The following is a 22,180-nucleotide window of genomic DNA, read 5'->3' as shown; positions in this document are numbered from 1 at the left end:
CTCTACTTTACTTCCTTTTTCTGTAGTGATTTTTAAGAAATAAATAGTATTCTATACTCTTGATTTAGTATTAAAGAGCTTTGATTTATTATTTAGTTTTTGAATAGTATAAAAATCAAAAACCCTTTCAGAATTAAAAATCTGAAAGGGTTTAGAAAATAAAAATTTATAAAATTCTATTTTTGTTTAAACGCTTTTAAACCAGGGAAATACGCTGTATTTCCTAATTCTTCTTCAATTCGTATTAATTGATTGTATTTTGCCATACGATCAGAACGTGAAGCTGAACCTGTTTTAATTTGTCCACAGTTTAATGCTACCGCTAAGTCAGCAATAGTGTTATCTTCTGTTTCTCCTGAGCGGTGCGACATAACTGATGTATACCCAGCATTTTTAGCCATGTTTACAGCTGCAATAGTTTCAGTTAAAGTTCCGATTTGGTTTACTTTTACCAAGATTGAGTTTGCGATTCCTTTTTCAATTCCTGTTGACAAACGCTCTACATTAGTAACAAACAAATCATCACCAACTAATTGTACTTTATCTCCAATTCTTTCAGTTAATAATTTCCAACCGTCCCAGTCATTTTCGTCCATTCCGTCTTCAATAGAGATGATTGGATATTTCGCTACTAATTCAGCTAAATAATCTACTTGCTCAGCAGAAGATCTAATTTTACCCGTTTCGCCTTCAAATTTTGAGTAATCGTATTTTCCGTTTACATAAAATTCTGCAGAAGCACAATCTAAAGCAATCATAATTTCGTCTCCAAAAGTATAACCTGCTTTCTCAACCGCTTTTTTGATGGTGTCTAAAGCATCTTCAGTTCCTCCAGCTAAATTTGGTGCAAAACCACCTTCGTCACCAACAGCAGTAGAAAGCCCTCTATCGTGTAATACTTTTTTCAAACTGTGAAAAATCTCCGTTCCCATTTGCATAGCATGAGAAAATGATGTTGCTTTTACTGGGAAAATCATAAATTCTTGAAATGCAATAGGTGCATCAGAATGTGATCCTCCGTTGATAATATTCATCATAGGAACTGGTAATGTGTTTGCAGAAACACCACCAATATATCTGTATAAAGGCAATCCTAATTCATTAGCGGCGGCTTTTGCAACTGCAAGTGAAACTCCAAGTATTGCATTAGCGCCTAAGTTTGATTTATTTGGAGTTCCATCTAATTCAATCATCGTTTGATCAATTAGATTTTGTTCGAAAACAGAAGTTCCAACTAGTTCATTTGCAATTTTTGTGTTTACATTTTCAACAGCTTTCAAAACACCTTTTCCTAAAAATGCTTTTCCACCGTCACGCAATTCAACCGCTTCATGTTCGCCAGTAGAAGCTCCAGAGGGAACAGCAGCTCTTCCTAGAACACCACTTTCTGTAATTACATCCACTTCAATGGTAGGATTTCCTCTTGAATCAAAAATTTGTCTTGCGTGAACTTTGATAATAATGCTCATAATATATTGATTTTTAAATTTTATACACTAATTTTTGTAATACAAATATAATTCTATTAAAATACTGATAATGTGAAAATATCGAATGTTATTAACGATAACGATTTAGTTTACTGTAGATTTTATATTCTCTACAAATTGGTCAAACAAATAACTGGAATCATGAGGGCCAGGACTTGCTTCAGGATGGTATTGTACTGAGAAACAATTTTTATTTTTCATTCTCATTCCGGCAACCGTATGGTCGTTTAGATGCAAATGCGTTATTACTAAGTCGGCATTTTTTTCTAATTCTTCTTTGTTAACAGCAAACCCGTGATTCTGAGAAGTGATTTCTCCTTTGCCTGTTATGATATTTTTAACAGGATGATTGATACCTCGATGCCCGTTAAACATTTTATAGGTAGAAACTCCGTTTGCCAAAGCTATTACTTGATGTCCTAAACAAATTCCAAATAGTGGTTTGTCGTTTTTTATAATTTCTTTTGCAACAACTATTGCACTAAAAAGAGGGTCTGGATCGCCAGGACCGTTAGACAAGAAATAGCCATCAGGATTAAATGCAGCTAAATCAGAATACGATGCGTTGTACGGAAAAACTTTAATGTAGCAATCTCTTTTGGCTAGATTACGAAGTATATTGGTTTTTATACCTAGATCTAGAGCGGCTATTTTATAAGTAGCATTTTCATCGCCAAAGAAATAAGTCTGTTTGGTAGAAACTTTAGAAGCCAATTCTAAACCTTTCATATCGGGAACTTTTGCTAATTGATTTTTCAAATCTTCAACCTCTGTTCCGTCAGTACAAATTACAGCATTCATTGCTCCGTTATCTCTAATATAACTTACTAGAGCACGGGTATCTACATCTGAAATACAAATTAGATTTTGTTTTAAGAAATAACTTTCTAAACTTTCAGAAGCATCTTCTCTGGAATAATTGAAACTAAAATTTTTACAAACTAATCCTGATATTTTAATAGAATCAGATTCTACTTCATTTTTGTTTACACCATAATTACCAATATGTGGATTAGTAGCCACCATGATTTGACCAAAATAAGATGGGTCGGTAAATATTTCCTGATACCCCGTCATTCCTGTATTAAAGCACACTTCACCGAAAGTGGTTCCACTGATTCCAATGGATTTTCCATGAAAAATGGTTCCGTCACTTAGCAGTAATATGGCTTTTTGTCTCGTAGTGTATTTCATTCTTTGTATAGTTGTTGTGTTGCGGTTGTAAATTTAATTTAATTTGTGGGCTTATGAAAATTTAATTTCTCGAGAAGCCGAAATTTATCTTTTAGCCCCGATCGCAGTGAAAATCCTCCCGATATTAATCGGGAGATTGTAATGCAGAGCGGGAATATGAAAAATTAAAATACCTAAAAATCATGCTCCTGATTACTTCGTCTCTCGCAATGACCAAAAAAAAAGGACAAACTAATAAAAGTTTATCCTTGATTTGTATTAAATAGTGATAGTCATTATTCTTCAGTTTCTGTAGTTGGTGCTTCTGGAGCAGCAGCTTCAGGAGCCACATCAACAGCAGCATCTTCTTTTTTAGCTTTTCCACCACGACGGCTTTTTGCTTTTTTAACTTCTTTTTTACCACCTGTATAAAGTTCGTTAAAATCAACTAATTCGATCATTGCCATATCAGCATTATCTCCTAAACGATTTCCAACTTTGATGATACGAGTATAACCACCTGGACGATCTCCTACTTTTGAAGCTACATCTCTGAACAAGTCAGTTACTGCATATTTGCTACGTAAGTAAGCGAAAACAATACGTCGGTTGTGAGTTGTATCTTCTTTTGATTTTGTTATAAGCGGCTCAACAAATTGTTTAAGTGCTTTTGCTTTAGCAACAGTTGTGTTAATACGTTTGTGCTCGATTAGAGAACAAGCCATATTAGCTAACATAGCTTTTCTATGTCCAGTCTGTCTGCTTAAGTGATTGAATTTTTTTCCGTGTCTCATGACGTATTTTTTTAAACTTCATCTTGCTTCAATCCGCTTTGGAGAGCAAAATATGAAGTAATTTACTCTTTATCTAATTTGTATTTTGCTAAATCCATTCCGAAGTTTAAATTTTTAATAGCCACTAGTTCATCTAGTTCTGTTAAAGATTTTTTACCGAAATTACGGAATTTCATTAGGTCGTTTTTATTGAAAGATACTAAATCTCCAAGTGTATCAACTTCTGCAGCTTTTAAACAATTTAAGGCTCTTACAGATAAATCCATATCGACTAATTTAGTTTTAAGCAATTGTCTCATATGTAATGACTCTTCATCATAGGATTCAGTTTGAGCAATTTCATCAGCTTCAAGAGTAATTCTTTCGTCAGAAAACAACATAAAGTGATGAATTAACACTTTAGCAGCTTCGGTCAAAGCATCTTTTGGATTGATTGAACCATCAGTTTTAATTTCGAAAACTAATTTTTCATAATCTGTTTTTTGCTCTACACGGAAGTTTTCGATAGCATATTTTACATTCTTAACAGGTGTAAAAATAGAATCTGTAAAAATAGTTCCGATGGCTGCGTTTTGTTTTTTGTTCTCTTCTGCAGGAACATAACCTCTACCTTTTTCGATAGTTAATTCTAAACTCAACTTGATTTTAGAATCTAAATTACAAATAACCAATTCTGGATTCAGTACTTGGAAACCTGAAATAAATTTTTGAAAATCACCAGCGGTAAGTTGATCTTTACCTGAAACTGATATAGTAACTGCTTCGTTATCTATATCCTCTATTTGACGTTTGAAACGTACTTGTTTCAAGTTCAAAATGATTTCAGTTACGTCTTCAACAACTCCTGAGATAGTTGAGAATTCGTGATCTACACCTTCTATTCGAACAGATGTGATTGCGTATCCTTCTAAAGCAGAAAGCATAACTCTTCTAAGTGCATTACCAACGGTCAATCCGTAACCAGGTTCTAAAGGTCTAAACTCAAATTTACCTTCAAAATCGGTTGAATCGATCATGATAACTTTATCGGGCTTCTGAAAATTAAATATTGCCATAATTTCGACTAAGTCAATTATTATTTGTTGTACAATTCGACGATTAACTGCTCTTTAATATTTTCTGGAATTTGAAGTCTGGCAGGAACAGTAACAAAAGTTCCTGATTTAGTATCATTATTCCATGTTATCCATTCATAAACATGAGAAGAATTTGATAAAGAACGCTCGATAGCCTCTAAAGATTTAGATTTTTCACGAACAGCAACTACATCACCTGGTTTTAGGTGATAAGAAGGAATGTTTACCAATTCACCATTTACTGTGATGTGTCTGTGAGAAACGATTTGACGAGCACCTCTTCTAGAAGGAGCAATACCCATTCTAAAAACAACGTTATCTAATCTTGCTTCACAAAGTTGAAGTAAAACTTCACCTGTTACACCTTTTGTAGCAGATGCTTTTTCAAATAAATTTCTGAATTGTTTTTCTAAAATCCCATAAGAATATTTAGCTTTTTGCTTTTCCATTAATTGAACAGCATACTCAGATTTTTTTCCTCTTTTTTTTGCCATCCCGTGTTGTCCAGGAGGGTAATTTCTTTTTTCGAAAGCTTTATCGTCTCCGAAAATAGCTTCACCAAATTTACGTGCGATTCTTGTACTTGGACCAGTATATCTTGCCATTTTAAATTTTTTAAGATAGAGATTATGAATTCAGGTCTTATCCTTCGATAATCTATAATCTATCTATGTTATACTATAATTACTTTGAGTATTAAACTCTACGTCTTTTAGGAGGACGACATCCGTTATGGGGCATTGGTGTAACATCGATAATCTCAGTTACTTCAATTCCACCATTATGCAAAGAACGAATCGCAGACTCACGTCCGTTACCTGGTCCTTTAACATATACTTTTACTTTTTTTAGTCCAGCTTCTAGAGCTACTTTGCTACAATCTTCTGCTGCCATTTGAGCAGCATATGGAGTGTTCTTTTTAGAACCTCTAAAACCCATTTTACCAGCTGAAGACCATGAAATAACTTCACCTTTTTTATTCGTTAACGAAATAATGATATTATTGAAGGTAGCAGAAATATGAGCTTCTCCCGTTGATTCAACGATAACTTTACGTTTTTTTGCAGTTGCTTTTGCCATATTACCTATTATTTAGTTGCTTTTTTCTTGTTTGCAACAGTTTTTCTTTTCCCTTTTCTTGTTCTAGAGTTGTTCTTAGTTCTTTGTCCTCTTAACGGAAGACCAGATCTATGACGGATACCTCTATAACATCCAATATCCATTAAACGTTTAATGTTTAAAGAAACTTCTGAACGTAGTTCACCTTCAATTTTGAAAAATGATACAGCATCACGGATAGCTCCAATCTGATCGTCATTCCAATCTTGTACTTTAATATCTTGGCTAACTTGAGATTTTTCTAAAATCTCAATTGCTCTACTTTTACCAATTCCGAAGATGTAGGTTAAAGCGATAACTCCTCTTTTGTTTTTTGGGACATCTACCCCTGCTATTCTTGCCATAATTATCCTTGTCTTTGTTTAAATCTAGGATTCTTTTTGTTGATTACGTATAATCTGCCTTTTCTTCGTACAATCTTGCACTCGGCACTTCTTTTTTTAACTGATGCTCTAACTTTCATTGTAAATTTGCTTTAGGCTTTAGGCTCTAGGCTTAGGCTATAAGTTTTACCGCTTATCGCTTATTGCTTACTGCTTATTGCTTTTTAATATCTATAAGTAATTCTTGCTTTCGACAAATCGTAAGGACTCATTTCTAGTTTCACTTTATCACCAGGTAATAATTTGATGTAATGCATACGCATCTTACCAGAAATATGTGCTATTACAATATGTCCATTCTCTAATTCTACACGGAACATGGCATTAGATAATGCTTCAATTATCGAACCGTCTTGTTCTATTGCTGATTGTTTTGCCATAAAAATTAAGCTACTGCTTTTCTATTTTTACCACTCTTCATCAAACCGTCATAATGTTTGTTTAATAAGTAGGAATTAATTTGTTGCATAGTATCTATGGCAACACCAACCATAATTATTAATGACGTTCCTCCAAAAAACATTGCCCAAGATTGTTGCACACCAAAACTAACTACAATTGCTGGGAACACAGCTATTAGAGCCAGAAATAATGAACCTGGAAAAGTAATTAAAGACATAATATGATCTAAAAAATCTGAAGTATCAACTCCAGGCTTAACGCCAGGAATAAAACCACCACTTCTTTTTAAATCATCAGCCATTTTGTTTGTTGGAACCGTAATTGCTGTGTAAAAGAAAGTAAATACAACTATTAAAGTTGCAAATACAAAATTGTACCAAAACCCAAACATGTTACTAAAAGCTCCTGCAATAGACTGAGATGTTTCAGATTGAGACAAACCCGCTAAAGCTGCTGGTATGAACATAATAGCTTGAGCAAAAATAATAGGCATAACTCCAGAAGCATTAAGCTTTAAAGGAATCCATTGTCTATTACCTCCCATCATATCAGCTTCAAAATCACCAATTGTTGTTCTACGAGCGTATTGCACAGGAATTTTTCTGACTGCCATTACCAATAAAACACAAGCAATAATAACTAAAAGCCAAACTATCACTTCGATTACCAATAACATTGGACCACCATTATTGTTTGTGATTGTAGATGAAAATTCTTGAATAAATGCTTGTGGCAATCTTGCTAAAATACCAACCATTATTAAAAGGGAGATACCGTTTCCAATTCCTTTATCAGTAATTTTTTCTCCTAACCACATAGCAAATATAGTACCTGTTGTTAAAATTAAAACTGAAGAAAACAAGAATGAAAATGAATCAAATCCTAATAAAAAAGCATTTTGAGGCAAAGTTCTGTATAAATTATAAATATATCCAGGACCTTGAACCAAAGTAATTGCAATAGTTAGCCAACGAGTAATCTGATTGATTTTTTTTCTACCACTTTCACCATCTTTTTGTAATTTTTGTAAATAAGGAATAGCGATTCCCATTAACTGAACTACAATAGAAGCTGAGATGTACGGCATAATCCCTAGAGCAAAAACGGAAGCTTTTGAAAAAGCACCACCAGTAAACATATCTAGTATTGAACCAATACCGTTCTTTGTTTGACCAGCTAAACTGTGCAATTGAGTTGCATCAATACCTGGAAGTGTTACATGAGCACCAAAACGATACACTAAAAGAATACCTAATGTTATTAGAATTCTATTTTTTAGTTCTTCGATTTTCCAAATATTGGCTAATGATTCAAAAAAATTCTTCATCGTACTAGAAAGTTATAGTGTTACTGCTTCTCCACCAGCAGCTTCAATAGCTGCCTTAGCTGTAGCAGTAAATTTGTGAGCAGATACTTTTAATTTTGCTTTCAATTCACCACGACCTAAAATCTTTACGATTTCATTTTTAGTTGCCAAACGATTTGAAACATATACAGTCATATCAACTGCATCAGTAACAATACCATTATCTACTAATAATTGTAATGTATCAAGATTAACACCTTCATATTCTTTACGATTGATGTTTGTGAAACCAAACTTAGGCACACGTCTTTGTAATGGCATTTGACCACCTTCAAAACCAATCTTTTTAGAATATCCAGAACGAGATTTTGCTCCTTTGTGACCTCTTGCAGAAGTACCACCTTTACCAGAACCCTCTCCTCTTCCTAATCTTTTATTTTGATTGTGAGTAGCACCTTCAGCAGGCTGTAAGTTACTTAAATTCATAACTATAATTTGTTATTTAGCTTCTACTACAGAAACTAAGTGTTTTACTTTATTTATCATACCAAGGATTGCAGGATTTGAATCATGCTCAACAACTTGTCCCATTTTACGAAGACCTAAAGCCTCTAATCCTCTCTTTTGAGTAAGAGGACAGTTGATTTTACTTCTAACTTGTTTTACTAATAATTTAGCCATAATTTCCTTGAATTAACCTTTAAAAACTTTTTCTAAAGAAACACCTCTTTGTTTCGCAACAGTATAAGCACTTCTCATTTGCAATAATGCATCAAAAGTTGCTTTTACTACGTTGTGCGGATTTGATGATCCTTGAGATTTAGATAATACATCATGAATACCTACTGATTCAAGAACCGAACGAACAGCTCCACCAGCAATAACTCCTGTTCCATGTGATGCAGGAATTAAGAATACACGTGCACCACCAAATTTACCTTTTTGTTCGTGAGGAACTGATTGACCATTCAAAGGAATTTTTACTAGATTTTTCTTAGCATCTTCTACTGCTTTCGCAATAGCTTCAGAAACATCTTTAGATTTTCCTAATCCATGACCAACTACTCCGTTTTCATCACCTACAACTACAATAGCAGAAAAACCAAATGCTCTACCACCCTTTGTAACTTTAGTAACACGATTCACACTTACCAAACGATCTTTTAATTCAAGACCACTCGGTTTTACTAACTCTATACTTTTGTATTTATTAGACATACTATATTAGAATTTAAGTCCAGCTGCTCTCGCGCCTTCTGCTAATGATTGAATACGACCATGATATAAATAACCTCCTCTATCGAAAGTTACTACTTCTATCCCAGCTTTTAACGCTTTAGTTGCAACTAGTTTTCCAACTGCTGTAGCAACCTCAATGTTTGTACCTTTTCCTATTTCTTTTTCTCTTGAAGAGGCAGCTAATAAAGTAACTCCATTTACGTCATCAATAAGTTGTGCGTAAATTTCTTTGTTACTTCTAAAAACAGATAGCCTTGGATTAGTAGCAGTACCACTAATTGTTTTTCTTATTCTGAATCTAATTCGCTGTCTTCTTTCAGGTTTTGTTAATGACATAATGTTATTTTTTAAGCTGATTTACCTGCTTTTCTTCTTAATACTTCACCTACAAATTTAACACCTTTTCCTTTGTAAGGCTCTGGCTTGCGGAAACCTCTGATTTTCGCAGCTACTTGACCTAAAAGTTGTTTGTCAAATGATGTTAATTTAACTATTGGATTTTTACCTTTTTCTGAAATCGTTTCGACAACTACTTCTGAAGCAACTTCTAAAACAATATTATGAGAGAATCCCAAAGCTAAATCAAGTTTTTGGCCTTGATTTGAAGCTCTATAACCAACTCCAACTAATTCTAGAGATTTTGTAAAACCTTCAGATACACCGATAATCATATTATTGATTAATGATCTATATAATCCATGTTTAGCTCTTTCGTCTTTATGATCAGATGATCTTTCAACTAGAACTTGACCGTCTTCAACAGTTACAGTTACGTCCGAAAACTCCTGTGTAAGTTGACCACCTTTTCCTTTTACTGTAATAATACCATTTGCGACTTCAACAGTTACTCCGGCAGGGATTACAACGGGATTTTTACCTATTCTTGACATCTTATTTGGTCTTTAAAATTAGTATACGTAACAAATTACTTCACCACCAACGTTAAGTTGTTTGGCTTGTTTTCCTGTCATCAAACCTTTTGATGTAGAAACAATAGCAATACCTAATCCGTTAAGAATTCTTGGTATTTTAGAAGCACCCGCATATTTACGTAAACCTGGTTTACTAATTCTTTGGATATCTTTTATTACTGGCTCTTTAGTATCCTTATCATACTTTAAAGCAATTTTGATAGAACCTTGAACGGCATTATCTTCAAATTTGTAACTTAAGATATAACCTTGATCAAACAAGATCTTTGTTATTTCTTTTTTTAGATTAGATGCTGGAATTTCGACAACTTTGTGGTTTGCAGCCACAGCGTTTCTAACTCTCGTCAAATAATCTGCAATAGGATCTGTATACATGTTTATTGATTTGCGGTTTTGGTTTTCGATAAAACTATTTTATCGAACCTGAAACCAATTTATAAATGTTTGATTACCAACTCGCTTTTTTAACTCCAGGAATTAATCCGTTGTTAGCCATTTCACGAAATGTAACACGTGAAATACCGAATTGACGCATATACCCTCTTGGTCTACCTGTTAATTTACAACGGTTATGTAAACGAACTGGCGAAGCGTTTTTTGGTAATTTTTGCAAACCTACGAAATCTCCAGCTTCTAACAAAGCTTTTCTTTTCTCAGCATATTTTGCTACCGTTTTTTCTCTCTTCACCTCACGGGCTTTCATTGATTCTTTAGCCATATCTTAATTCTTTTTAAAAGGTAATCCTAGTTCAGCCAATAACGATTTTGCTTCCTTATCTGTTTTTGCAGAAGTTACAAATGTGATGTCCATTCCAGAAATTTTATTTACTTTATCGATATCAATTTCAGGGAAAATGATTTGTTCTAAAACCCCAAGGTTATAGTTTCCTCTTCCGTCAAAACCAGTAGCTTTAATTCCGCTAAAATCACGTACACGTGGTAAAGCTGATGTAACTAATCTATCAAGAAACTCGTACATTCTTTCTCCACGCAAAGTAACTTTTGCTCCAATAGGCATTCCTTTTCTCAATTTAAAAGACGCAACGTCTTTCTTTGATATTGTAGCCAAAGCTTTTTGTCCAGTTATCTTTGTTAACTCATCAACTGCATAGTCAATTAGTTTTTTATCAGACACTGCTGCGCCAACTCCTTTACTCAAAACGATTTTTTCCAATTTAGGAACTTGCATTACGTTTTTGTATCCGAATTCTTCTTTAAGAGCAGAGATTACTCTGTTCTTATACTCCTCTTTTAGTCTAGGTATATAAGCCATTACTATAGTACTTGATTAGATTTTTTTGAAAATCTTACTTTTTTATCTCCTTCAACTCTTATTCCAACTCTGGTAGTTTCCTTTGTTTTAGGATCTATAAGAGATATGTTTGAAATTTGAATTGGAGCCTCTTTCTTAACGATTCCTCCTTGAGGGCTTTTAGCACTTGGTTTTGTATGTTTCGAAACCATGTTTACACCTTCAACAACCGCTTTATTCTTCTCACGATCTACTTTTAGAACTTTACCTTCAGCACCTTTATGGTCTCCAGCAATTACTCTAACAATATCACCTGATTTTATTTTTAGCTTTATCATCTTGCAACTAATTAAAGCACCTCTGGTGCTAATGATACAATTTTCATGAATTGTTTTTCACGAAGTTCTCTTGCTACTGGACCAAAAACACGAGTTCCTCTCATTTCACCAGCAGCATTCAATAACACACATGCGTTGTCATCAAATCTAATGTATGAACCGTCGGCTCTTCTCACTTCTTTTTTGGTACGTACAACAACTGCAGTTGAAACAGCTCCTTTTTTAACATTACCGTTTGGAGTTGCATCTTTGATAGATACTACAATCTTGTCACCAACAGAGGCATACCTTCTTTTGGTACCTCCTAAAACACGGATAGTTAAAACTTCTTTAGCTCCTGTGTTATCTGCTACTTTTAGTCTTGATTCTTGTTGTACCATAATTATTTAGCTCTTTCTAAGATTTCAACTAGTCTCCAACATTTTGTTTTACTTAAAGGACGCGTTTCGCTAATCTTTACAGTATCTCCAATGTTACAGTCGTTTGTTTCGTCGTGTGCATGATACTTTTTAGTTTTCAACACGAACTTACCGTATAATGGGTGCTTTACTTTAGTTACTTGTGCAACAACAATAGATTTATCCATTTTGTTACTAGTAACTACACCAATTCTTTCTTTTCTTAAATTTCTTTTATCTTCCATTTTGCAGAATACAATTTATTGTAGCTCTCTTTTAGTTAACTCAGTAGCTAATCTTGCAACAGTTCTTCTCACAGTTCTAATCTGAAGAGGATTCTCTATTGGAGAAATAGCATGAGCCATTTTTAGGTCGGCATAAGTTTTCTTAGTTTGACTAAGTTTTTCTTGCAACTCCGCTGCAGAAAGATCTTTTATCTCTGATTGTTTCATAATAATTAATTAATTATGCTTCAAAATCTCTTGCAACGACGAACTTTGTTTTACATGGAAGCTTTTGAGCTGCAAGACGTAACGCCTCTTTTGCAACTGACAAAGGTACTCCTCCAACTTCAAACATGATTCTTCCGGGTCTAACAACAGCTGCCCAATATTCAACGGCACCTTTTCCTTTACCCATACGTACCTCAAGAGGTTTCTTAGTAATTGGTTTGTCTGGAAATATTTTGATCCATAATTGTCCTTCTCTTTTCATGAAACGAGTTGCAGCGATACGTGCAGCTTCGATTTGACGAGAGGTTAAGAACATTCCATCTTCATGAACAGATTTAATACCAAACATTCCATTAGAAAGTTCATGCCCTCTTTGAGAGTTCCCTTTCATCTTACCTTTTTGTACCTTACGGTATTTTGTTCTTTTAGGCTGTAACATTTTTCTTTAGTTTAAAAATTTACTTTCTTTTACGGTCTCCAGCAGGTTTTCTGTCTTTATTGAAAGGCTTACGATCTCCTCTTGGAGCATCACCACCTTTACCACCACCAATACCGGCTTGTTTTTTGTCCATTCCAACAAGTGGAGAAAGATCTCTCTTTCCGTAAACTTCACCTTTCATGATCCATACTTTGATACCCATTCTACCATAAGTAGTATGTGCTTCAGCCAAAGCATAGTCGATGTCGGCTCTGAAAGTTGATAGAGGAATTCTACCTTCTTTGAAACCTTCTGAACGCGCCATTTCAGCACCGTTCAAACGACCAGAAATCAGAACTTTAATTCCTTCAGCATTCATACGCATAGAGGCTGCGATGGCCATTTTAATAGCACGTCTGTAAGAAATTCTGCTTTCGATTTGACGACAGATGCTTGTAGCAACTAGATACGCGTCAAGTTCAGGTCTTTTAATTTCAAAGATGTTAATTTGAACCTCTTTGTCGGTAACTTTCTTAAGTTCTTCTTTTAACTTGTCTACCTCTTGTCCGCCTTTTCCGATAATGATACCAGGTCTAGCAGTAGTGATAGTAACGGTTACAAGTTTTAAAGTTCTCTCGATAATTACTTTTGATACACTAGCTTTTGATAAACGAGCATGAATGTACTTTCTGATTTTATAATCTTCGGCAATTTTATCACCGTAATCATTTCCACCATACCAGTTAGAGTCCCATCCTCTGATGATACCAAGTCTATTTCCAATTGGATTTGTCTTTTGTCCCATCTTTATTAATTTGCTTGTGTGTTATCGTTAATAGCTCCTAACACGATTGTTACGTGGTTTGAACGTTTTCTAATTCTGTGTGCTCTACCTTGTGGAGCCGGACGAAGTCTTTTCAACATCATTCCGCCATCAACAGTGATAGTTTTTACAAATAAGCCTGCTTCTTCCATATTAGCATCAGGGTTTTTTGCTTGCCAGTTGGCAATAACAGATAAAACCAATTTTTCTAATTTTCTTGAAGCTTCTTTAGAGCTGAATCTTAAAATATTCAAAGCTCTTTCCACTTTCTGACCTCTTACCAAGTCCGCTACTAAGCGCATTTTTCTAGGTGAAGTAGGGCAGTTATTCAATTTCGCGAAGGCTAGAGACTTATTAGCCTCTTTTCTTGCATCTGCTGTTTCTCTTTTACGAACTCCCATTGCTTCTTATTTTTTACCTTTATTTTTTGCTCCAGCGTGACCTCTAAAAGATCTTGTTGGTGAAAACTCTCCTAATTTGTGTCCTACCATGTTTTCAGTTACGTAAACTGGTACAAACTGACGACCATTATGAACTGCGATTGTTTGTCCAACAAAGTCAGGAGTTATCATAGAAGCTCTAGACCAAGTCTTAACTACTCCTTTATTTCCTTTTTCGATGTTTTCTTGAACTTTCTTGTCTAATTTATAATGAACGAAAGGTCCTTTTTTTAATGAACGTGCCATATCTTATTATTTCTTTCTACGTTCTACGATATACTTGTTACTCGGGTTCTTTTTAGAACGGGTTCTATACCCTTTAGCAGGTATGCCGTTTCTAGAACGTGGATGACCTCCAGAAGAACGTCCTTCACCACCACCCATTGGGTGATCGACAGGGTTCATTGCAACTGGTCTTGTTCTTGGTCTTCTACCCAACCATCTTGTTCTACCTGCTTTACCAGATACAATTAATTGATGATCAGAATTTGATACTGCTCCAATTGTAGCTGAACAAGTTAACAAAATTAATCTTGTCTCACCAGAAGGCATTTTAATTGTTGCATATTTTCCATCTCTTGCCATTAACTGCGCAAATGTTCCAGCAGAACGAGCAATAACTGCTCCTTGTCCTGGACGTAATTCGATACAAGAAATTACTGTTCCTAATGGAATTTTACTCAAAGGCAACGTGTTACCAATTTCTGGTTGAGCGTCAGCACCAGAAACTAATTTCTGACCCACTTTCAATCCGTTTTGAGCAATTACATAAGTTTTCTCACCATCAGCATAAGCTAATAAAGCGATAAACGCAGTTCGATTTGGATCGTATTCGATTGATTTTACTGAAGCCGGAATTCCATCTTTAGTCCTTTTAAAATCGATGATACGATATCTCTGCTTGTGACCACCACCCGTATAACGCATGGTCATCTTTCCTTGACTATTTCTACCTCCTGAGTTTTTTATCGGCGCTATCAAAGAGCGTTCCGGCTTATCAGTTGTAATAGCGTCAAAACTATTCACAACTCTAAATCGCTGACCAGGGGTAATAGGTTTTAATTTTCTTACTGACATCTTTATATTCTAGATATTGTTGTAAAAATCTATTGTTTCTCCTTCTTGTACTTGTACAATTGCTTTTTTATAAGCATTTGTCTTTCCACTTATTAAACCACTTTTAGTGTATTTTGTAGTTCTATCTGGTCTAACATTCATTGTGTTTACACTCAAAATAGTTACTCCATAAGCAGCCTCAACAGCTTTCTTAATTTGTACTTTATTTGCTTTTCTATCCACAACGAAACCAAATTGATTTAAAACTTCACTTTGCTTGGTTACTTTTTCTGTTACTATAGGCTTGATTATAATGCTCATATTCCTATTATTTACTTAAATTATCTTCAATTCCTTCTAAAGAGCTTTCTAAAAGAACTAAATTATTAGCATTTAAAATAGCGTAAGTGCTTAATTCTAAGTTACTTACCACGCTAGAGCCCTTTAAATTGCGTGAGGACAAATATACATTTTTATTTGACTCTCCCAACACAAATAAAGATTTTTTACTTTCTAATCCTAAAGCCTTCAAAACAGAGATAAAATTCTTAGTATTTGGTGTTTCAAAATTGAAATCTTCTACTACAATAATATTTGATTCTTTAGCTTTAATTGAGAAAGCTGATTTTCTAGCCAAACGTTTCAAGTTTTTATTCAATTTGAATGAATAACTTCTTGGACGTGGTCCAAAAACAGTTCCACCACCTTTAAACAAAGGGTTTTTCGCACTACCCGCACGAGCAGTACCTGTCCCTTTTTGTTTTTTAATCTTACGTGTACTTCCCGCTACTTCAGCTCTTTCTTTAGCTTTGTGCGTTCCTTGTCTTTGATTTGCAAGATATTGCTTTACATCAAGGTATACTGCGTGATTATTTGGCTCAATTCCATATACTGCATCAGAAAGTTGTACTTTTCTGCCAGTATCTTTTCCGGTTTTATCTAAAACTTTTACTTCCATTACTTCTGAATGATTACATAAGAGTTTTTACATCCAGGAATACATCCTTTAATAACAAGTAGGTTCTTATCAGCCACTACTTTTAAAACTCTAAGATTTTGTACTTTTACATTATCTCCTCCCATTCTTCCAGCCATACGCATTCCTTTGAATACTCTAGAAGGATAAGAAGAAGCTCCTACAGAACCCGGCGCTCTTAAACGGTTGTGTTGACCATGAGTTGCTTGTCCAACACCACCAAAACCGTGACGTTTTACAACTCCTTGAAAACCTTTCCCTTTAGAAACTCCTTGAACATCTACAAATTCTCCTTCAGTAAAAACATCAACTGTTAATACCTCTCCTAATTTGTACTCGTTTTCAAATTGGAATTCAACGACTTTTTTCTTAGCTACAGTTCCTGCTTTTTTAAAGTGACCTACGGCCGCTTGCGTGGAATGTTTCTCGTTTTTGTCATCGAAACCAAGTTGCAACGCTTCATACCCGTCGACCGCTTTGGTTCTGACTTGGGTAACAACACATGGCCCAGCTTCGATTACTGTACAAGGAATATTCTTCCCGTTTTCGTCGAAAATGCTAGTCATGCCGATTTTTCTACCAATTAACCCAGACATAATTATTATTTATTGATTATTAAAATTGTATTAAGATTAATGTATTAAGTATTAAGACTAATCTTATACTTAATACAAAGTTTCTATAACACTGGAAATTATACTTTAATTTCTACTTCAACACCGCTTGGCAACTCTAATTTCATTAGGGCATCGATAGTTTTTGAAGAAGAAGAGTAAATGTCGATTAATCTCTTATATGACATTACTTCAAATTGCTCTCTTGCTTTTTTATTAACGTGCGGAGAACGTAAAACGGTGAAAAGTTTTTTATGAGTAGGTAAAGGAATTGGTCCTGTTACTACTGCACCTGTACTTTTTACAGTTTTTACAATCTTTTCAGCAGACTTATCTACCAACATGTGATCGTAAGATTTTAATTTTATTCTGATTTTTTGACTCATTTTCTTTAGAATTAAGCGTTTCCTTTTGCTTTTTTGATAACTGCTTCTGAAATATTAGCAGGTGTTTCTGCATAGTGTGAGAACTCCATTGTTGAAGTTGCTCTACCAGAAGACAATGTTCTTAATGTTGTTACATAACCAAACATTTCTGATAATGGCACATCGGCTTTAATAGTTTTAGCACCTGCTCTGTCTCCCATGTCATTTACCTGACCTCTACGACGGTTAATATCACCAACGATATCTCCCATGTTTTCTTCAGGTGTAATCACTTCCATTTTCATGATAGGTTCCAAAACAATAGCGCCAGCCGCTTTTGCTACTTCTCTATACCCCATTCTTGCAGCAAGTTCAAATGAAAGTGCGTCAGAATCGACAGGGTGAAAAGATCCATCCAATAAAGTTACTTTTAAACTATCGACTTGGTATCCTGCTAAAGGACCTTGTTTCATAGCTTCACGAAAACCTTTTTCTACAGATGGGATATATTCTTTAGGAACGTTACCGCCTTTTACTGCATTAACAAATTGTAATCCAGCTACTTGCTTACCATCAACTTCATCTGCTGGCTCAAGAATAAATACGATATCACCGAATTTACCACGACCACCTGATTGTTTTTTGTATGTTTCTCTGTGTTGTGCTTTTTTAGTAAACGCTTCCTTGTATTCAACTTGAGGCTCCCCTTGGTTTACTTCAACTTTAAATTCACGACGCATTCTATCAACAAGAATATCTAAGTGCAACTCACCCATTCCTGAGATAATAGTTTGTCCTGAAGCTTCGTCAGTTCTTACCGTAAATGTTGGATCTTCTTCAGCTAATTTGGCTAAAGCCATACCCATTTTATCTACGTCAGCTTTAGTTTTTGGCTCAATAGCGATACCAATTACTGGTGCTGGGAATTTCATTGATTCCAAAATAATTGGGTTTTTTTCATCACACAATGTATCTCCAGTCTTTATGTCTTTAAATCCAACTGCCGCACCAATATCACCCGCTTCGATATAATCTATAGGATTTTGTTTGTTAGCATGCATTTGGTATATACGAGATATTCTTTCTTTATTCCCTGAACGAGTGTTCAAAACATAAGAACCAGCATCTAAACGTCCTGAATAGGCACGGAAGAAAGCTAGACGACCCACGAATGGATCAGTAGCAATCTTGAATGCTAAAGCAGCGAATGGTTCTTTAACATCTGGCTTACGCAAAATTTTAGTTTGATCCTCTTCCAATAAATCAACATCATCAGGATGAATTCCTTCAATACCCGCTTTATCCATTGGAGATGGCAAATACTTACAAACTGCATCTAACATGAATTGCACTCCTTTATTTTTAAAAGAAGAACCGGCAATCATTGGAATAATAGCCATGTCCATAACAGCTGCTCTTAGAGCAATGTTAATTTCCTCTTCAGTAATAGTACTTTCGTCTTCCATGAATTTCTCCAACAAATTCTCATCATAATCAGCAACTGCTTCAATAAGAATTGATCTGTATTCTTTCACTTCATCAAGCATATCTTCAGGAATTGGTACAACTTCATAAGTTGCTCCCATACCCGCATCATCCCAAACAATAGCCTGATTTCTTACTAAATCTACAACACCTTTGAAATCATTTTCTTCACCAATTGGCAAAGTGATTGCAACTGCATTTGACTTTAACATATCTCGTACTTGTTGACATACCATCAAAAAGTTCGATCCTTGTCTGTCCATTTTATTAACGAAACCTATACGTGGCACTCTGTATTGATCTGCCAATCTCCAGTTAGTTTCTGATTGCGGCTCAACACCATCAACAGCACTAAATAAGAAAACCAAACCATCAAGTACACGCAAAGAACGGTTTACTTCAACTGTAAAGTCGACGTGTCCTGGAGTATCGATAATATTAAAGTGATACGGTAAAGTTTCAGGTAAAATTTTACCTTGTGTTGTTGGAAAATTCCATTCACAAGTTGTAGCCGCAGAAGTAATAGTTATACCTCTTTCTTGCTCTTGTGCCATCCAGTCCATTGTTGCAGCACCATCGTGTACTTCACCAATTTTGTGTGATTTTCCGGTATAGAATAATATACGCTCAGTTGTTGTTGTTTTACCAGCATCAATATGAGCAGCAATTCCTATGTTTCTTGTGTATTTAAGATCTCTAGCCATTTCTTAAGAATTAAAATCTAAAGTGAGAGAATGCTTTGTTAGCTTCTGCCATTTTGTGAGTATCCATTCTTTTCTTAACCGCTGCTCCCTCTTCTTTAGCCGCAGCTAAAACTTCTGAAGCTAACTTTTGAGCCATTGATTTCTCATTTCTTCTTCTTGCATAAAGAATCATCCATTTCATCGCCATAGAAATTTTTCTATCTGGACGAATTTGCATAGGAATTTGAAATGTTGCTCCACCTACTCTACGACTACGCACTTCTACGTGAGGCATAACATTAGTTAGTGCATCTTTCCAAATTTCTACAGAAGATTTTTCTGCATCTTGTTTCTTAGCTTCTACGATATCCATTGCATCGTAAAACACTGTGAAAGCTGTTGATTTTTTACCGTCCCACATTAAGTTGTTTACAAAACGTGTCACCAATTGGTCATTAAACCTTGGATCTGGTAAAAGTGGTCTTTTCTTTGCCGCTCTTTTTCTCATGTCTTTTTGTTTTAGAAAGTTATCCGTTACGTGTCAAAAGTTGTGATGCGAACATCCACTACTAACACCTAGCTTCTAACGTTTCAATTTACTTTTTTGCTTCTTTAGGTCGTTTTGCTCCGTACTTAGATCTTCTTTGTGTTCTTCCCGCCACACCTGATGTATCAAGCGCACCACGCACAATGTGGTATCTTACTCCTGGCAAATCTTTTACCCTTCCACCCCTAACTAATACTATCGAGTGCTCTTGTAGATTGTGTCCTTCTCCAGGGATGTAGGCATTTACTTCATTTCCATTAGTCAAACGTACACGCGCTACTTTACGCATGGCTGAGTTTGGTTTTTTTGGAGTTGTAGTGTAAACACGCGTACAAACACCTCTTCGTTGAGGACAAGAATCTAAAGCAACCGATTTACTCTTCTTAGTTATCTGAGTTCTTCCTGTTCTTACTAATTGTTGAATTGTTGGCATAATTAATACTAAAAATTACTTATATATTAAATTTCCCGCTTTTTACGGGGTTGCAAATGTAGTAATTATTTTTAATGAAACAAACCATAATTAATTAATTTTTATTCGAATTAAATATTTGTCTTTTAATACAATACAAAGCAGCATTTATGAAGAAGAGAATAAAATATTTAAAATACCAGAACCTTAATTCATATTCCGATTTTTTGAAAAATATTTTTATATTATTTGAACTTTTTTTGCGTTACTTTTATCAAAACTTAGATTTCTTTTGAATAAAACAGCTTTTATATTTTTAATCTTCTGCCTTAGCATTGATGCTTCTGCACAAAAACTGCATTTACTAATTGCAACAAAGATTGAAGCCGAAAAAAAAATTATTGACTCAATGGGTTACAAGTCAAAACACGAAAATGGTAAATCGATTGTTGATGAAGTAAATCAACTATCAGAAAAACTAACTCAAAACGGCTACATTGAAAATCATGTCCTAGAAACTACAAAACCTAACGATAGCACTTTTTTATGGAATTTTAGTTTAGGCAAAAAGACAGACTTTATACACATATATATAGGTAAAACTATTTCGCTTAATTTGGCTTCGCTTTTTGACTCCAAAAAAGATACTTTAATTATTCCGTTTAATGAAATCGAGACGTTTTTAAAAAAAACCTTAAACACACTAGAACGAAAGGGATTTGCTCTTGCTAAGTTAAAACTCATTAATATTAAAAAAACAAACGATTATTTGAGCGCTGATTTACAAATTGCACTAGAAAAACAGCGACAATTGAATGATATTGTTATTAGAGGTTATGAGGCATTTCCTAAAGGGCATCTTAAAAACATAAAACGTGCCAATAAAAATAATACATTCAATCAAGAAAATCTAAAAAGCATTTACACTGATTTTGAAAAATTTAGATTTGTAAAACAACTCAAATATCCAGAAATACTTTTTGAAAAAGATTCTACAAAAATTTATGTCTATCTCGAAAAGGCGAAATCGAATACATTTGATGGATTTATAGGATTTTCTAATGACAATTCAAATAAAGTCCTATTAAATGGTTATTTAGATTTAAACTTAAACAATGCCTTAAATTCCGGAGAACAGTTTTCTTTATTTTGGAAAAGTGACGGAAATGATCAAAAAACGTTTAACACTTCTATAACACTTCCTTATATTTTTAAAAGCCCTTTTGGACTAAAGGCTCAACTTAATATTTTTAGACAAGACAGTACTTTTCAAAACACAAAGACCGCCATTGATTTGGGTTATTTCTTTAATTACAATACTCGAACCTATATTGGGTATCAATCTACTGAATCAAGTGACATTCTAAACCAAAATAATTCTAGCATAAGCGATTTTAGCAACACATTTGTAACAGGGAACTTTGAGTATTCAGCTTTTAAAAATGATTATTTTATGTTTCCAGAAAAAACAAAAATTAATATCAAAATTGGCATTGGCTCAAGAAATTCGAGTTTAAACAACAATAAACAAGTGTTTACTGCAATAGATTTAAAACACAATTTTTATTTGAATAATAAAAACAGCATCAATATTAAAAGTCAAAATTATTATCTAGAAAGCAATAAATATATTATTAATGAATTGTATCGATTTGGAGGAGTTAATTCGATACGTGGATTTAATGAAAACAGCTTACAAGGAAATTTATTTACTTCAATTTTAACTGAATATCGATATACAATTAGCCCAAGCCTATATATACATTCTATAATTGATTATGGCTACTACAAAGATCAGACTAGCAATACCAACGAAAATCTTCTAAGTCTGGGAATGGGCTTAGGAATTCTTACAAAAAACGGATTAATCAATTTGATTTATGCCAATGGAAGTAAAAAAGAGCAAACCATAAAAAGCTCCAACTCAATAGTTCATGTTAGTTTTAAAACAAATTTCTAATTTTATGTGTTAATACTGGATAAAAAATCTAAAAAATATTAGGAAAC

At 34.3% G+C, this 22,180-nt stretch carries 35 protein-coding genes; 1 reads left to right on the top strand and 34 read right to left on the bottom strand.

Annotated features, from left to right (window positions below; genetic code table 11):
* Nucleotides 1–176 precede the first annotated feature (176 nt).
* The 34 genes from eno to rpsL all read right to left on the bottom strand — a co-directional run bounded on the left by eno (nucleotide 177) and on the right by rpsL (nucleotide 20,194).
* Nucleotides 177–1,469, bottom strand: a complete 1,293-nt coding sequence (gene eno / locus F6464_RS09625; protein WP_151107592.1) for a phosphopyruvate hydratase — start codon at nucleotides 1,467–1,469, stop codon at nucleotides 177–179.
* A gap of 105 nt (nucleotides 1,470–1,574) precedes the next feature.
* Entirely contained in the window at nucleotides 1,575–2,684 is a 1,110-nt protein-coding gene (gene carA, locus F6464_RS09620) for a glutamine-hydrolyzing carbamoyl-phosphate synthase small subunit (RefSeq protein WP_151107591.1), read from the bottom strand.
* A gap of 275 nt (nucleotides 2,685–2,959) precedes the next feature.
* Nucleotides 2,960–3,457: a 50S ribosomal protein L17 gene (gene rplQ, locus F6464_RS09615; RefSeq protein WP_151107590.1), complete on the bottom strand. Its 498-nt coding sequence runs from the start codon at nucleotides 3,455–3,457 to the stop codon at nucleotides 2,960–2,962.
* A 62-nt stretch (nucleotides 3,458–3,519) separates the two neighbouring features.
* Complete coding sequence (locus F6464_RS09610) at nucleotides 3,520–4,512, bottom strand: DNA-directed RNA polymerase subunit alpha (RefSeq protein ID WP_151107589.1); 993 nt, start codon at nucleotides 4,510–4,512, stop codon at nucleotides 3,520–3,522.
* Nucleotides 4,513–4,532: 20 nt separating this feature from the next.
* Nucleotides 4,533–5,138 carry a 30S ribosomal protein S4 gene (gene rpsD, locus F6464_RS09605; RefSeq protein WP_151107588.1) on the bottom strand — a complete coding sequence of 202 codons (606 nt, stop codon included), beginning with the start codon at nucleotides 5,136–5,138 and terminating at the stop codon, nucleotides 4,533–4,535.
* Nucleotides 5,139–5,229: 91 nt separating this feature from the next.
* Nucleotides 5,230–5,613 carry a 30S ribosomal protein S11 gene (gene rpsK, locus F6464_RS09600; RefSeq protein ID WP_024981527.1) on the bottom strand — a complete coding sequence of 128 codons (384 nt, stop codon included), beginning with the start codon at nucleotides 5,611–5,613 and terminating at the stop codon, nucleotides 5,230–5,232.
* A gap of 8 nt (nucleotides 5,614–5,621) precedes the next feature.
* Nucleotides 5,622–5,996 (bottom strand): 30S ribosomal protein S13, encoded by a 375-nt coding sequence (gene rpsM, locus F6464_RS09595; protein WP_151107587.1) that lies wholly within the window; start codon nucleotides 5,994–5,996, stop codon nucleotides 5,622–5,624.
* Between the two features lie 2 nt (nucleotides 5,997–5,998).
* Nucleotides 5,999–6,115, bottom strand: a complete 117-nt coding sequence (gene ykgO, locus F6464_RS09590; RefSeq protein WP_073370549.1) for a type B 50S ribosomal protein L36 — start codon at nucleotides 6,113–6,115, stop codon at nucleotides 5,999–6,001.
* An 84-nt stretch (nucleotides 6,116–6,199) separates the two neighbouring features.
* Nucleotides 6,200–6,415, bottom strand: a complete 216-nt coding sequence (gene infA / locus F6464_RS09585; protein WP_007136545.1) for a translation initiation factor IF-1 — start codon at nucleotides 6,413–6,415, stop codon at nucleotides 6,200–6,202.
* A 5-nt stretch (nucleotides 6,416–6,420) separates the two neighbouring features.
* The gene (gene secY / locus F6464_RS09580; protein ID WP_151107586.1) at nucleotides 6,421–7,764 is read right to left on the bottom strand and encodes a preprotein translocase subunit SecY; all 1,344 of its coding nucleotides are present in this window, start codon (nucleotides 7,762–7,764) and stop codon (nucleotides 6,421–6,423) included.
* 12 nt (nucleotides 7,765–7,776) lie between these two features.
* The gene (gene rplO, locus F6464_RS09575) at nucleotides 7,777–8,229 is read right to left on the bottom strand and encodes a 50S ribosomal protein L15 (protein ID WP_151107585.1); all 453 of its coding nucleotides are present in this window, start codon (nucleotides 8,227–8,229) and stop codon (nucleotides 7,777–7,779) included.
* 12 nt (nucleotides 8,230–8,241) lie between these two features.
* Complete coding sequence (gene rpmD, locus F6464_RS09570) at nucleotides 8,242–8,424, bottom strand: 50S ribosomal protein L30 (protein WP_151107584.1); 183 nt, start codon at nucleotides 8,422–8,424, stop codon at nucleotides 8,242–8,244.
* Between the two features lie 12 nt (nucleotides 8,425–8,436).
* Nucleotides 8,437–8,961: a 30S ribosomal protein S5 gene (gene rpsE / locus F6464_RS09565; RefSeq protein ID WP_151107583.1), complete on the bottom strand. Its 525-nt coding sequence runs from the start codon at nucleotides 8,959–8,961 to the stop codon at nucleotides 8,437–8,439.
* A 6-nt stretch (nucleotides 8,962–8,967) separates the two neighbouring features.
* Nucleotides 8,968–9,318: a 50S ribosomal protein L18 gene (rplR, locus tag F6464_RS09560; RefSeq protein ID WP_151107582.1), complete on the bottom strand. Its 351-nt coding sequence runs from the start codon at nucleotides 9,316–9,318 to the stop codon at nucleotides 8,968–8,970.
* Between the two features lie 11 nt (nucleotides 9,319–9,329).
* Nucleotides 9,330–9,872: a 50S ribosomal protein L6 gene (gene rplF, locus F6464_RS09555; protein WP_151107581.1), complete on the bottom strand. Its 543-nt coding sequence runs from the start codon at nucleotides 9,870–9,872 to the stop codon at nucleotides 9,330–9,332.
* An 18-nt stretch (nucleotides 9,873–9,890) separates the two neighbouring features.
* Entirely contained in the window at nucleotides 9,891–10,289 is a 399-nt protein-coding gene (rpsH, locus tag F6464_RS09550) for a 30S ribosomal protein S8 (RefSeq protein ID WP_077377752.1), read from the bottom strand.
* Between the two features lie 73 nt (nucleotides 10,290–10,362).
* On the bottom strand, nucleotides 10,363–10,632 hold the full coding sequence (gene rpsN / locus F6464_RS09545) for a 30S ribosomal protein S14 (RefSeq protein WP_026707007.1): 270 nt from the start codon (nucleotides 10,630–10,632) through the stop codon (nucleotides 10,363–10,365).
* Nucleotides 10,633–10,635: 3 nt separating this feature from the next.
* Nucleotides 10,636–11,187 carry a 50S ribosomal protein L5 gene (gene rplE, locus F6464_RS09540; RefSeq protein WP_151107580.1) on the bottom strand — a complete coding sequence of 184 codons (552 nt, stop codon included), beginning with the start codon at nucleotides 11,185–11,187 and terminating at the stop codon, nucleotides 10,636–10,638.
* A 2-nt stretch (nucleotides 11,188–11,189) separates the two neighbouring features.
* A complete protein-coding gene (rplX, locus tag F6464_RS09535; protein WP_151107579.1) occupies nucleotides 11,190–11,504 on the bottom strand; it encodes a 50S ribosomal protein L24 in 315 nt (104 codons plus the stop codon).
* 11 nt (nucleotides 11,505–11,515) lie between these two features.
* Entirely contained in the window at nucleotides 11,516–11,884 is a 369-nt protein-coding gene (rplN, locus tag F6464_RS09530; RefSeq protein ID WP_007803649.1) for a 50S ribosomal protein L14, read from the bottom strand.
* Nucleotides 11,885–11,886: 2 nt separating this feature from the next.
* Nucleotides 11,887–12,147 (bottom strand): 30S ribosomal protein S17, encoded by a 261-nt coding sequence (gene rpsQ, locus F6464_RS09525; protein WP_151107578.1) that lies wholly within the window; start codon nucleotides 12,145–12,147, stop codon nucleotides 11,887–11,889.
* A gap of 15 nt (nucleotides 12,148–12,162) precedes the next feature.
* Entirely contained in the window at nucleotides 12,163–12,354 is a 192-nt protein-coding gene (gene rpmC, locus F6464_RS09520) for a 50S ribosomal protein L29 (RefSeq protein ID WP_151107577.1), read from the bottom strand.
* A gap of 13 nt (nucleotides 12,355–12,367) precedes the next feature.
* On the bottom strand, nucleotides 12,368–12,793 hold the full coding sequence (gene rplP, locus F6464_RS09515) for a 50S ribosomal protein L16 (protein WP_073370564.1): 426 nt from the start codon (nucleotides 12,791–12,793) through the stop codon (nucleotides 12,368–12,370).
* A gap of 19 nt (nucleotides 12,794–12,812) precedes the next feature.
* On the bottom strand, nucleotides 12,813–13,577 hold the full coding sequence (gene rpsC, locus F6464_RS09510) for a 30S ribosomal protein S3 (protein WP_151107576.1): 765 nt from the start codon (nucleotides 13,575–13,577) through the stop codon (nucleotides 12,813–12,815).
* Between the two features lie 5 nt (nucleotides 13,578–13,582).
* Entirely contained in the window at nucleotides 13,583–13,996 is a 414-nt protein-coding gene (gene rplV, locus F6464_RS09505) for a 50S ribosomal protein L22 (protein ID WP_151107575.1), read from the bottom strand.
* A gap of 6 nt (nucleotides 13,997–14,002) precedes the next feature.
* Nucleotides 14,003–14,281: a 30S ribosomal protein S19 gene (rpsS, locus tag F6464_RS09500; protein WP_014085019.1), complete on the bottom strand. Its 279-nt coding sequence runs from the start codon at nucleotides 14,279–14,281 to the stop codon at nucleotides 14,003–14,005.
* 6 nt (nucleotides 14,282–14,287) lie between these two features.
* Nucleotides 14,288–15,112 (bottom strand): 50S ribosomal protein L2, encoded by an 825-nt coding sequence (rplB, locus tag F6464_RS09495; RefSeq protein ID WP_151107574.1) that lies wholly within the window; start codon nucleotides 15,110–15,112, stop codon nucleotides 14,288–14,290.
* 9 nt (nucleotides 15,113–15,121) lie between these two features.
* Entirely contained in the window at nucleotides 15,122–15,412 is a 291-nt protein-coding gene (gene rplW, locus F6464_RS09490; RefSeq protein ID WP_151107573.1) for a 50S ribosomal protein L23, read from the bottom strand.
* A 7-nt stretch (nucleotides 15,413–15,419) separates the two neighbouring features.
* A complete protein-coding gene (gene rplD / locus F6464_RS09485) occupies nucleotides 15,420–16,049 on the bottom strand; it encodes a 50S ribosomal protein L4 (RefSeq protein WP_151107572.1) in 630 nt (209 codons plus the stop codon).
* Nucleotides 16,049–16,663, bottom strand: coding sequence for a 50S ribosomal protein L3 (gene rplC, locus F6464_RS09480; RefSeq protein WP_151107571.1), 615 nt, complete (start codon nucleotides 16,661–16,663; stop codon nucleotides 16,049–16,051). The genes rplD and rplC overlap by 1 nt, the downstream gene beginning before the upstream one ends.
* A 98-nt stretch (nucleotides 16,664–16,761) precedes the next feature.
* Nucleotides 16,762–17,067: a 30S ribosomal protein S10 gene (gene rpsJ / locus F6464_RS09475; RefSeq protein ID WP_011963470.1), complete on the bottom strand. Its 306-nt coding sequence runs from the start codon at nucleotides 17,065–17,067 to the stop codon at nucleotides 16,762–16,764.
* Nucleotides 17,068–17,078: 11 nt separating this feature from the next.
* Nucleotides 17,079–19,235 (bottom strand): elongation factor G, encoded by a 2,157-nt coding sequence (gene fusA, locus F6464_RS09470; RefSeq protein WP_151107570.1) that lies wholly within the window; start codon nucleotides 19,233–19,235, stop codon nucleotides 17,079–17,081.
* A 10-nt stretch (nucleotides 19,236–19,245) separates the two neighbouring features.
* Nucleotides 19,246–19,722 carry a 30S ribosomal protein S7 gene (rpsG, locus tag F6464_RS09465; protein WP_116725070.1) on the bottom strand — a complete coding sequence of 159 codons (477 nt, stop codon included), beginning with the start codon at nucleotides 19,720–19,722 and terminating at the stop codon, nucleotides 19,246–19,248.
* Nucleotides 19,723–19,810: 88 nt separating this feature from the next.
* A complete protein-coding gene (gene rpsL / locus F6464_RS09460; protein WP_007136570.1) occupies nucleotides 19,811–20,194 on the bottom strand; it encodes a 30S ribosomal protein S12 in 384 nt (127 codons plus the stop codon).
* Between the two features lie 271 nt (nucleotides 20,195–20,465).
* On the opposite strand from rpsL, the gene F6464_RS09455 reads away from it, so the two are divergent.
* Nucleotides 20,466–22,133, top strand: coding sequence for a BamA/TamA family outer membrane protein (locus F6464_RS09455; RefSeq protein ID WP_151107569.1), 1,668 nt, complete (start codon nucleotides 20,466–20,468; stop codon nucleotides 22,131–22,133).
* Nucleotides 22,134–22,180: the final 47 nt, after the last annotated feature.

It is taken from the genome of Flavobacterium luteum (assembly GCF_008806775.1).
Taxonomy (GTDB): Bacteria; Bacteroidota; Bacteroidia; order Flavobacteriales; family Flavobacteriaceae; genus Flavobacterium; species Flavobacterium luteum.
The sequence above is the reverse complement of the archived record's forward strand: the minus strand, read 5'-3'. Positions and strand labels throughout refer to the sequence as shown.

Coding starts and splice junctions, on each gene's coding strand:
- rplR (WP_151107582.1), bottom strand. CDS start 9,318: ATGTCATTAACAAAACCTGAAAGAAGACAGCGAATTAGATTCAGAATA.
- rplW (WP_151107573.1), bottom strand. CDS start 15,412: ATGAGCATTATAATCAAGCCTATAGTAACAGAAAAAGTAACCAAGCAA.
- rpsL (WP_007136570.1), bottom strand. CDS start 20,194: ATGCCAACAATTCAACAATTAGTAAGAACAGGAAGAACTCAGATAACT.
- rplB (WP_151107574.1), bottom strand. CDS start 15,112: ATGTCAGTAAGAAAATTAAAACCTATTACCCCTGGTCAGCGATTTAGA.
- infA (WP_007136545.1), bottom strand. CDS start 6,415: ATGGCAAAACAATCAGCAATAGAACAAGACGGTTCGATAATTGAAGCA.
- fusA (WP_151107570.1), bottom strand. CDS start 19,235: ATGGCTAGAGATCTTAAATACACAAGAAACATAGGAATTGCTGCTCAT.
- rplV (WP_151107575.1), bottom strand. CDS start 13,996: ATGGGAGTTCGTAAAAGAGAAACAGCAGATGCAAGAAAAGAGGCTAAT.
- F6464_RS09610 (WP_151107589.1), bottom strand. CDS start 4,512: ATGGCAATATTTAATTTTCAGAAGCCCGATAAAGTTATCATGATCGAT.
- rpsG (WP_116725070.1), bottom strand. CDS start 19,722: ATGAGAAAAAGAGCGGCAAAGAAAAGACCACTTTTACCAGATCCAAGG.
- rpsC (WP_151107576.1), bottom strand. CDS start 13,577: ATGGGACAAAAGACAAATCCAATTGGAAATAGACTTGGTATCATCAGA.
- carA (WP_151107591.1), bottom strand. CDS start 2,684: ATGAAATACACTACGAGACAAAAAGCCATATTACTGCTAAGTGACGGA.
- rplN (WP_007803649.1), bottom strand. CDS start 11,884: ATGGTACAACAAGAATCAAGACTAAAAGTAGCAGATAACACAGGAGCT.
- rpmC (WP_151107577.1), bottom strand. CDS start 12,354: ATGAAACAATCAGAGATAAAAGATCTTTCTGCAGCGGAGTTGCAAGAA.
- rpsH (WP_077377752.1), bottom strand. CDS start 10,289: ATGTATACAGATCCTATTGCAGATTATTTGACGAGAGTTAGAAACGCT.
- rpsS (WP_014085019.1), bottom strand. CDS start 14,281: ATGGCACGTTCATTAAAAAAAGGACCTTTCGTTCATTATAAATTAGAC.
- ykgO (WP_073370549.1), bottom strand. CDS start 6,115: ATGAAAGTTAGAGCATCAGTTAAAAAAAGAAGTGCCGAGTGCAAGATT.
- rplF (WP_151107581.1), bottom strand. CDS start 9,872: ATGTCAAGAATAGGTAAAAATCCCGTTGTAATCCCTGCCGGAGTAACT.
- rplE (WP_151107580.1), bottom strand. CDS start 11,187: ATGGCTTATATACCTAGACTAAAAGAGGAGTATAAGAACAGAGTAATC.
- rpsM (WP_151107587.1), bottom strand. CDS start 5,996: ATGGCAAGAATAGCAGGGGTAGATGTCCCAAAAAACAAAAGAGGAGTT.
- rpsE (WP_151107583.1), bottom strand. CDS start 8,961: ATGTCTAATAAATACAAAAGTATAGAGTTAGTAAAACCGAGTGGTCTT.
- rplX (WP_151107579.1), bottom strand. CDS start 11,504: ATGATAAAGCTAAAAATAAAATCAGGTGATATTGTTAGAGTAATTGCT.
- rpsJ (WP_011963470.1), bottom strand. CDS start 17,067: ATGAGTCAAAAAATCAGAATAAAATTAAAATCTTACGATCACATGTTG.
- rplP (WP_073370564.1), bottom strand. CDS start 12,793: ATGTTACAGCCTAAAAGAACAAAATACCGTAAGGTACAAAAAGGTAAG.
- rplQ (WP_151107590.1), bottom strand. CDS start 3,457: ATGAGACACGGAAAAAAATTCAATCACTTAAGCAGACAGACTGGACAT.
- secY (WP_151107586.1), bottom strand. CDS start 7,764: ATGAAGAATTTTTTTGAATCATTAGCCAATATTTGGAAAATCGAAGAA.
- rpmD (WP_151107584.1), bottom strand. CDS start 8,424: ATGGCTAAATTATTAGTAAAACAAGTTAGAAGTAAAATCAACTGTCCT.
- rpsK (WP_024981527.1), bottom strand. CDS start 5,613: ATGGCAAAAGCAACTGCAAAAAAACGTAAAGTTATCGTTGAATCAACG.
- rpsD (WP_151107588.1), bottom strand. CDS start 5,138: ATGGCAAGATATACTGGTCCAAGTACAAGAATCGCACGTAAATTTGGT.
- eno (WP_151107592.1), bottom strand. CDS start 1,469: ATGAGCATTATTATCAAAGTTCACGCAAGACAAATTTTTGATTCAAGA.
- rplO (WP_151107585.1), bottom strand. CDS start 8,229: ATGAATTTAAGTAACTTACAGCCTGCTGAAGGTGCTACTCACAATCAA.
- rplD (WP_151107572.1), bottom strand. CDS start 16,049: ATGGAAGTAAAAGTTTTAGATAAAACCGGAAAAGATACTGGCAGAAAA.
- rplC (WP_151107571.1), bottom strand. CDS start 16,663: ATGTCTGGGTTAATTGGTAGAAAAATCGGCATGACTAGCATTTTCGAC.
- rpsN (WP_026707007.1), bottom strand. CDS start 10,632: ATGGCTAAAGAATCAATGAAAGCCCGTGAGGTGAAGAGAGAAAAAACG.
- rpsQ (WP_151107578.1), bottom strand. CDS start 12,147: ATGGAAGATAAAAGAAATTTAAGAAAAGAAAGAATTGGTGTAGTTACT.